General features: G+C 71.5%; 11 protein-coding genes. 7 read left to right on the top strand and 4 right to left on the bottom strand.

Annotated features, from left to right (window positions below):
- The 3 genes from AB0J52_RS20200 to AB0J52_RS20190 form a co-directional block, all read left to right on the top strand.
- The coding region (locus AB0J52_RS20200; RefSeq protein WP_500183137.1) for a flavin reductase at positions 1-355 on the top strand (355 nt) is incomplete at its 5' end.
- 271 nt (positions 356-626) lie between these two features.
- A complete protein-coding gene (locus AB0J52_RS20195) occupies positions 627-1,193 on the top strand; it encodes a DUF1062 domain-containing protein (RefSeq protein ID WP_500183136.1) in 567 nt (188 codons plus the stop codon).
- 194 nt (positions 1,194-1,387) lie between these two features.
- A complete protein-coding gene (locus AB0J52_RS20190) occupies positions 1,388-2,077 on the top strand; it encodes a right-handed parallel beta-helix repeat-containing protein (protein ID WP_500183135.1) in 690 nt (229 codons plus the stop codon).
- An 80-nt stretch (positions 2,078-2,157) separates the two neighbouring features.
- On the opposite strand, the gene AB0J52_RS20185 is transcribed toward AB0J52_RS20190, so the two are convergent.
- Both AB0J52_RS20185 and AB0J52_RS20180 read right to left on the bottom strand, forming a co-directional pair.
- Entirely contained in the window at positions 2,158-3,177 is a 1,020-nt protein-coding gene (locus AB0J52_RS20185) for an aminotransferase class V-fold PLP-dependent enzyme (protein WP_500183134.1), read from the bottom strand.
- Between the two features lie 51 nt (positions 3,178-3,228).
- Positions 3,229-3,834 carry a helix-turn-helix domain-containing protein gene (locus tag AB0J52_RS20180; protein WP_500183133.1) on the bottom strand — a complete coding sequence of 202 codons (606 nt, stop codon included), beginning with the start codon at positions 3,832-3,834 and terminating at the stop codon, positions 3,229-3,231.
- An 84-nt stretch (positions 3,835-3,918) separates the two neighbouring features.
- On the opposite strand from AB0J52_RS20180, the gene AB0J52_RS20175 reads away from it, so the two are divergent.
- Genes AB0J52_RS20175 through AB0J52_RS20165 form a run of 3 tightly spaced genes read left to right on the top strand, consistent with a single transcriptional unit; the run spans position 3,919 to position 5,216 of the window.
- Positions 3,919-4,179, top strand: a complete 261-nt coding sequence (locus tag AB0J52_RS20175; protein WP_500183132.1) for a hypothetical protein — start codon at positions 3,919-3,921, stop codon at positions 4,177-4,179.
- Between the two features lie 43 nt (positions 4,180-4,222).
- On the top strand, positions 4,223-4,723 hold the full coding sequence (locus AB0J52_RS20170; RefSeq protein WP_500183131.1) for a DinB family protein: 501 nt from the start codon (positions 4,223-4,225) through the stop codon (positions 4,721-4,723).
- A 46-nt stretch (positions 4,724-4,769) separates the two neighbouring features.
- Entirely contained in the window at positions 4,770-5,216 is a 447-nt protein-coding gene (locus AB0J52_RS20165; protein WP_500183130.1) for an SRPBCC family protein, read from the top strand.
- 103 nt (positions 5,217-5,319) lie between these two features.
- Here AB0J52_RS20165 and AB0J52_RS20160 read toward each other — a convergent pair whose 3' ends face one another.
- The gene (locus AB0J52_RS20160) at positions 5,320-5,637 is read right to left on the bottom strand and encodes a putative quinol monooxygenase (RefSeq protein ID WP_500183129.1); all 318 of its coding nucleotides are present in this window, start codon (positions 5,635-5,637) and stop codon (positions 5,320-5,322) included.
- A 9-nt stretch (positions 5,638-5,646) separates the two neighbouring features.
- Entirely contained in the window at positions 5,647-6,687 is a 1,041-nt protein-coding gene (locus AB0J52_RS20155; protein WP_500183128.1) for an aldo/keto reductase, read from the bottom strand.
- 253 nt (positions 6,688-6,940) lie between these two features.
- Here AB0J52_RS20155 and AB0J52_RS20150 point away from each other — a divergent pair, with 253 nt between their 5' ends.
- Positions 6,941-7,309 carry a DUF2089 domain-containing protein gene (locus AB0J52_RS20150; RefSeq protein WP_500183127.1) on the top strand — a complete coding sequence of 123 codons (369 nt, stop codon included), beginning with the start codon at positions 6,941-6,943 and terminating at the stop codon, positions 7,307-7,309.
- Positions 7,310-7,463 lie beyond the last annotated feature (154 nt).

The following is a 7,463-nucleotide window of genomic DNA, read 5'->3' as shown; positions in this document are numbered from 1 at the left end:
CGGCTGCCGCTTCGAGCCGGACAAGTTCGCCGCGGCCGGCCTGACCGCCGAGCCGTCCCACCTGGTCCGTCCGCCTCGGGTCGCCGGATGCCCGATCCAGTTGGAAGCGCACGCGGTGCGGTCGCAGCCGGACGTCGCCGGGGACTTCGTCATCGTGGAGGCCGCCGTCCGCAAGGTCCACGCCGACAGCCGGATCGTCGTCCCCGGCACCGACCACATCGAGCCCACCGCCTGGAGCCCGCTCATCTACAACTTCCGCCACTACTTCGGGCTCGGCCCGGAACTCGGCCACTCCTACCGCTCCCAGACACCCCGCAACAGTGAGGCGGCGGAACCCGCGCTCGTGAAGAACTGACCACGACGAACACGGTCCCCGAAAAAACGATTGAGCCTCCCTGGCGCGTGCCCGTAGATTGCCTGCGGCCCCTAGCAGTGAGAACAGAGGACAGAACCGCGTGACCCCGCCTGCTCTTTAGACCTGACACTTTCTCCGCTCACCTGTAACCGACGCTGCCGTCGGTTCCGCCGGGCTGCCCTCGCGCGCGCTCGGTCATTCAGCGTTCGAGGTCGCGCGTAATCGACCTCGTGTCAGGTCTAGAAAGCTCATGTCTTCACAACCTCATACCGTGCTGCCCTGGGTCGTCCGCCGGACCAGGCTGCCTCTGCTGTCGCTGCGGTGCGTGCACTGCCGGACGGAGTCGGCCACCACCGGCGAGGGCAGATTCCGCGTCAACGCCAACGGCAAGCTGCTGGACGTCTGGCTGCTGGTCCGCTGCGTCTCCTGCAACCGGACGGGCAAGCTCACCGTGCACGAGCGGGTGCCGGTCAGATCCCTGGATCCGGCCGAACTCCACGGCTATCGCGTCAACGATCCGGAACTGGTGGCATCCAGGCTGCTGGATCCGCTGCTCGCCCGGCGCAACCGCTTCACCCTCGACTGGACCGGAGCCTGGCGGCTCGACACCCGGTCGGCCTGGCTCGACGAGCCGTGGCCGGTCGACGTGGACGTCCTGTTCGAGGATCCGGTGCCGGTGCGCCCGGACCGGCTGATCGCGGAAGGGCTCGGCCTCAGCAGGAACGAGGTGCTGCGCCGGGTCAAGTCCGAGATCCCGCTCAGCCGTCCGACGAGCACCGGCTTCACCTTCACCGTGATGGCCGAGGACCGCCGGTCCTTCCCCGCCGAAGTGCCGTAACCAAGAAAGCGGCGGACCGGGACGCGCTCCAGGCCGTCCCGGCCCGCCGCACCCCGCCCACCCAGTGCGAGGCCAGGGGGTACGCCATCACGTCGCGGTTGCGGAAGATGCGGCGGCCGGTTTCGGACAGGCCCGCCCGAAGATGATCTCCGTAAGATCATCCGCACTCCACACCTGCTCACCGGACGGACCTGATGCGCCGACTTCTCCTGCCCGTGACCGCGGCCGCCCTCACCGGCGGCGCGCTGCTCGCCGTCCCCGGCGTCGCCGACGCCGCCGCCCTCCAGTGCAAGGGCGCCCAGAAGGGCGTCTACAAGATCTGCCTCTACGGCCAGAGCGGCAAGAGGATCAGCGGCCGGACGTTCTCGAACGCCCAGAACGGCATCTTCATCAAGAGCTCCCGGAACATCACCATCTCCGGGAACACCTTCAAGAACCTGAAAGGCCCCAAGGGCTACGCGGCCGTCCACATCCAGAACTCCACCGGCATCAACATCACCGGCAACGTCTTCACCAGGCTCAGCAACGCCGGGAACATGCACGGCGTCTACCTGGTCCAGACGTCCCACGTCCGCATCACGAAGAACACGTTCTCCTACATCACCGGCGACCCGGTCCGCCTCCGCAACGCCAGCAACTACAACACCGTCGACAGCAACACCATGACTCACTCTGGCAAGTACGCGCTGCTCAGCGAGTGGGGCCTCCTCCCGCCGTACGGCAGGGAGAAGTGCGGCAAGGGCAACGTCCTCAAGAACAACAAATACCGCTTCAACGTCTCGAAGCAGGTCAAGGTCCTGTCCGGCGGCAAGGGCAGCCCGCCGAAGTTCGGCTACTGCCCCCGCGGAGGCGTCAAGGACGCCGGCGGCAATCGCAGGATCTGACCCACACCGCCCCCGACCGGGCCGCGCCCCTGGCGCGGCCCGCCTCCGGGCAAACGCGCCGGAAGAACCCCCGCGAGGACCTAGAGCAGGGCGTTGATGGCGGTGTCTGCGTCGGCTTCGGTTGTGTAGAGGTGGAAGGCGAGGCGGGCGGCGCCCTTGCGGACGGACGCGCGGATGCCGGCGGCCTCCAGCCGCTCGGACGCGCCTGGACGGGCCACGCTGACGATCGCACTGTCACCCGGCGGCATCCCGAGACCGGCGCGGAAGCGGTTGGCCAGCCGGACGTTGTGCTCGTGGACGGCCCCGACGCCGATCTCCAGGAGCAGTTCCAGGGTGGGGGCGGCCGCGACGTAGGAGAACCAGGGGACGGCGATGTCGAAGCGCCGGGCGTCCTTCGCCAGCCGCAGCGGCGGACCGTAGGAGGCGTCGCCCTCACCGGCGTACCAGTTGGCGGCGAGCGGCCGGACGCGGTCCCGCACATCCGGGCTGACGTAGCCGAACGCGGTGCCGCGTGGGCACATCAGCCACTTGTACGCCGAGACCACAAGGACGTCGTAGGGCGTCGCGTCCACCGGGAGCCAGCCCACCGCCTGGGTGGCGTCGGCGACGACCAGCGCGCCGTGCACCCTCGCCGCCGCGACGACCTCGTCGGCGGCGGCGACCTCACCCGTGGCGGACTGGACCAGGCTGAAGGCGACCGCGTCGATGCGTTCGTCGATCGCGCCGGGCAGGTCGGCCGGCGGCACCGTCACGACGTCGAGGTCCTGGACGAGCCAGGGGAACAGGTTCGAGGTCTGCTCGATGTCGGGGACGACGACGCGGGAGCCGGGCGGCAGCGAGGCGGCGACCGGGGCGAGCAGTTGCGAGGCCGACGCGCCCACCGCGACGTCCTCGGCCGCGACACCCACGAGGCGCGCGAACGCGCTGCGGGCGCGGTTGGTGGAACGGTCCCACTTGTCCCAGCCGGTGCTGCCGTGACGCCATTCGGCGAGCGCGTCCTGCAGGGCGTCGACCGCCGGCTTCGGCGGGATGCCGTAGCTGGCGCTGTTCAGCCACCCGGGTTCCGGCTCCCACAGGCGCACCGCGTCATCAAGATCCATTCCAGTGAGCTTAGAAGGCGGTCCGCCGGCGGTGACGTCCTGGTCGGGTGTTCACCGGTCCGCGGTGCCGGCCGACCGGTGGGGGTCGATCCGGACGTGCGAGCGCACTCCCTGCATGCCGAACAGGATGAGGAGTTCCACGCCGCCGCCGTCGGCGCTGCCCAGCCAGTGCGGCAGGGACGTGTCGAACTCGGCCGCCTCACCGGCCGGAAGCGTCAGGTCGCGGTCGCCGATGACGAGCCGCAGCCGGCCGCTGAGCACGTAGAGCCATTCGAAGCCCTCGTGCGCCTGCGGCGTCGGTCCGAGCGGCTCCGGCCGGGCGGGAATGATCATCTTGAACGCGTGCACCCCGCCCGGCCGCCGGGACAGGGGCACGAACGTCATCCCGAACCGCGTGATCGGCTTGAGGTGGATGCGCGGGTCGCCGGTGCGCGGCGCTCCGACCAGGTCGTCCAGGGGGACGTCGTAGGCGCGTGCCAGCGGCAGGAGCAGTTCGAGGGTCGCCCGGCGCCGCCCGTTCTCCAGCCGGGACAGGGTGCTCTCCGAGACGCCGGTCGCCGCCGCGACGTCCGCGAGGGTGACGCCGCGGTCGCGCCGCAGTGCGCGAAGCCGCGGGCCGACGGCGTCAAGGACTTCGTCGTCCGTCCGGGGGTCCACCTGGCCAGCTTGCCAGAACCGCAAGTTTTCGTGCCAAGTCGCGCACGGCCGCCAAGACTGAGCGGACACGACAGAGGGGACTCCATGAGCACCACCGATGCGGTCACGTTCTGGGACGGCGTCTACGCGGCCCGGCCGGCGGCCACCGACCCGCGGCCGAACACCCGCCTCACCGAAACGATCACGAACCTGCCGCCCGGCGACGCGTTGGACCTCGGCTGCGGCGACGGCGGCGCGGCCTGGACGGTCGAGCGGGCCGGCACGCCGCGCCGGATCGCCACCGGGCCGGGCGGGCGCACCGCCGAGGTCACCGACCACGTCCTGCTCATCCGCCGCGCCGCCTGAACCGGCGGTCCGCGCCGCTCCCGACGAAGAAGGAAGGTCCCTCGTGTCCAGCGCAACGCGTCCCGCCCGCCGCCGCGACACCCCGCCGCCCCGCACGGGCGGCACCGAGGCCGACACCCTGCGCGGCTTCCTCGACTACCTCCGGACCTCGGTCGCCGCGAAGGTCGAAGGCGCCCCCGAATCGCGGGCGAGAGCCTCCGCGGTCCCGTCCGGGACGAACCTGCTCGGCCTGCTCAACCATCTGACCAGCGTGGAAGCCGCGACCTTCCTCGGGGCCGACGTCACCGACTGGCAGGCGACGTTCCGTGCCGCGGCCGGGGACGGGGGCGCGGATGTCGTGCGCCGCTACCGCGAGACGGTCGAACGCGCGAACGCCGTGCTCGACGGCTGCACCGACCTGGGCGCCCCCGTTCCCAGGCCGCGGCCGGGACGCCCCGCGCCCAGCGTCCGCTGGGCGCTCACCCACATGATCGAGGAGACCGGCCGTCATGCCGGGCACGCGGACATCCTCCGCGAACTGATCGACGGCGCGACCGGCCGCTGACCCCGCCCGGACGTCCCTTCCCCAACCCCTTCGGAGGAGACCCGCCATGCACGAGTACGACGTCACCGTGACCACCAGCGCCCCGCCGGAGGTCGTCTGGCGGCTCCTGGTCGACGCCGCGAGCTGGCCGCGGTGGTCCAAGGTGGACGGCCTGGACGCCTCGCGGTCGGTCGGCCTCGACCCCGGCGGAGATGACGGCGTCGGCGCCGTCCGGGCCTTCCGGACGGGACGCGCCGTGACCGGCGAGCGGCTCACCGAGAAGATCGAGCCCCGTCTCCTGGCCTACGAGGGTGCGTCTAACGCGTCGCTCCGCGACTACCGAGCCCGCATCGAACTGAGCCCGGCGCCCGGTTCCGGCACGGTCATCCACTGGCACGGCGAGTACCGGACCACATGGCTTCTGCGGTGGTTCATGCCGCGCTACCTCCAGAACTTCATGCAGGGCATGGCGGAGGGACTCGCCCGTCACGCCGAGCAGAAGCCGCCTCAGTGAGGTGAACCCGGCGTGTGCGGGCCGAGCCCGCTCCCGGCGTCGCGCATCGGGCACGAACGCCGGGAGCGGGACGTTGCCTGCTGCCTTCACCTGGTGCGACGACCTATGGAGACGGCTCCGGCGCACCCTCCGCTGATGTCTCCGCGAAGGTGCGGAGGGTCAGCGGCCGGGCCAGGATCCGGTCCAGGACGTCCTGCGCGTGTCGCAGGTGCGGCGTGGTGAAGTGCTCCTCGAAGGCCCGCCGGGTCTCCCACCGCTCCACGACGACCATCCGCGCGGGGTCGTTGGGGTCGGCGTAGGCCCGGTAGGAGAGGCAGCCGGGCTCGTCCAGCGTGGGCTCGATCAGGGCTTCCAGGGCCGTCCGGAGCCGGTCGTCCTGGCCGGGCGCGGCGAGGAACTCGGCGACGGCGAAGAGGGGCACCCCGGCCCCTCAGGCGTGCCGGGCAGGACCGCTGCCCGCGCCGGAGTCGGTGATCGCGGTGGCGATCTCCTCCAGGTCGGCCGGGGTCAGTTCGAGCGAGGCCGCGCCGATCCAGCCGTCCACCTGCGCGGCCTTGCGCGCGCCCACGATCGCACCGGTGACGCCGGGCCAGGCGAGCGCCCAGGCGATGGCCACCTCGGCGACGCTCCGTCCGTGGCGTTCGGCGACCGGACGCAGCGCCTCGGCGAGCCGCAGGTTGGCGGCCAGGCCCGTCGTGAAGTCATGGTGGCCGGTCCGCCAGTCGTCGGCGGGCAGGCCGGCCACGCGCTCGGCGGAGAAGGCCCCGGTGAGCAGGCCGGACTGCAGGGGCGAGTAGACGATCACGCCGGTCCCGTGCGCGCGGGCCCAGGCGATCTCGTCGGCCGCCGAGCGGTTGATCGCCGAGAACGGGGGCTGGATCACGTCCACGTGGGCGACCCGCTCGGCGGCCTCCAGCAGGTCCGGCGTGTGGTTGGACAGCCCGATCGCCCGGACCTTGCCCTCGGCCTTCAGGTCGGCCATGACCTGCCAGTACTCCTCCAGCGGCGTGGCGTTGGGCGACACGGCGCCGAAGCCGCCGCCCGCGTACTCCAGCGACTCGCCGGTGTCGGGGTAGTGCACCTGGTAGAGGTCGATGCGGTCGACGCCCAGCCGCCGCAGGGAGTCCTCCACCTCGCGGCGCACGCTGGCGGGCTTCATGATCCTCCGGGGCGCGGCCGACGGGTCCTCCGGGTCCCAGACCAGGCCGGCCTTGGTGAAGATGTACGGGCGGTCGCCCTCCGGCAGGTCGGCGATGGCCTTGCCGACCAGCTCCTCGGAGTGGCCGAGGCCGTACACCGCGGCGGTGTCGATCCAGTTGACGCCCGCGTCGACCGCGTGCCGGATCGCCGCGACCGACTCGGCGTCGTCGGTGGCGCCCCAGCCGAAGGTCCAGCCCGCGCCGGCCACGGCCCATGAACCGAAGCCCAGGCGGGTGATCTCCATGCCGGTGCGGCCCAAGGTGACAGTCATGTGGTGTGCTCCTGGTGATCGGGTGCCGGAACCGTTCCGGCACGTCCGACTCTGCGCGCTCGCCGCCGCGTGAGGCAGTGACAGGCTTTGCCTAGGCACGCGGTGACCAGGCGCCAGGTGCTGCGCCGAGGACGGTCGGAGCGCGCAGATATTGAGATCGAAATCAGGAAAATCAAGCACGCCGCGATGAAACGTTAAGAAAAGCAAGTTGAGACGTGTACGATCTGCACAGGTCGGGGTGAGGGGGCCAGGGGTGGAGTGGCAGGAGCTGACGGACCTGACGCAAGGGCGGCCGTTCGTGGTCGAGCGGGTCCGCCTGGAGGGCAGCGGCGTCGTGGTCGAGGGACGGTTCGAGCCGCCTCAGCTGGCGCAGCTCAGCGTCAACGACCAGGTGTTCGTGGCCGCGTTCGTCCGGTCGCACGGCTCGATCAAGGAGATGGAGCGGATCTTCGGGGTCAGCTATCCGACGGTCAAGTCCCGGCTGAACCGGATCGCCGAGCAGCTCGACTTCGTCGACAGCGACCCGGCGCCCACCGGCGCCGACGGCGCCGACGTGGTCGACCGCCTGCGGCGGGGGGAGATCGGCGTCCAGGAGGCGCTGGCCGAGCTGGAAGGGCCCTGATGTTCCCGCAACTGGTGACGGTCCACCACCGGCGCCGCAGCGGCCGCCGGCTGCGGCTGTACGTGCCCGTCGTCCCGGTGGCGGTGGCGCTCTCGCCGCTGCTGCTCCTGGCGGTGGTCGCCGGGCTCGTCGCGTGCCTCGCCACCCGGGTGAG

Origin of the sequence: Spirillospora sp. NPDC049652 (genome assembly GCF_040675125.1) — a bacterium.
In the GTDB taxonomy this organism is placed as follows: Bacteria; Actinomycetota; Actinomycetes; order Streptosporangiales; family Streptosporangiaceae; genus Spirillospora.
The sequence above is the reverse complement of the archived record's forward strand: the minus strand, read 5'-3'. Positions and strand labels throughout refer to the sequence as shown.

Excerpts from the sequence above, each read along its gene's own strand:
- AB0J52_RS20175 (WP_500183132.1), top strand. The coding sequence starts at position 3,919 with ATGAGCACCACCGATGCGGTCACGTTCTGGGACGGCGTCTACGCGGCC.
- AB0J52_RS20190 (WP_500183135.1), top strand. The coding sequence starts at position 1,388 with ATGCGCCGACTTCTCCTGCCCGTGACCGCGGCCGCCCTCACCGGCGGC.
- AB0J52_RS20165 (WP_500183130.1), top strand. The coding sequence starts at position 4,770 with ATGCACGAGTACGACGTCACCGTGACCACCAGCGCCCCGCCGGAGGTC.
- AB0J52_RS20185 (WP_500183134.1), bottom strand. The coding sequence starts at position 3,177 with ATGGATCTTGATGACGCGGTGCGCCTGTGGGAGCCGGAACCCGGGTGG.
- AB0J52_RS20155 (WP_500183128.1), bottom strand. The coding sequence starts at position 6,687 with ATGACTGTCACCTTGGGCCGCACCGGCATGGAGATCACCCGCCTGGGC.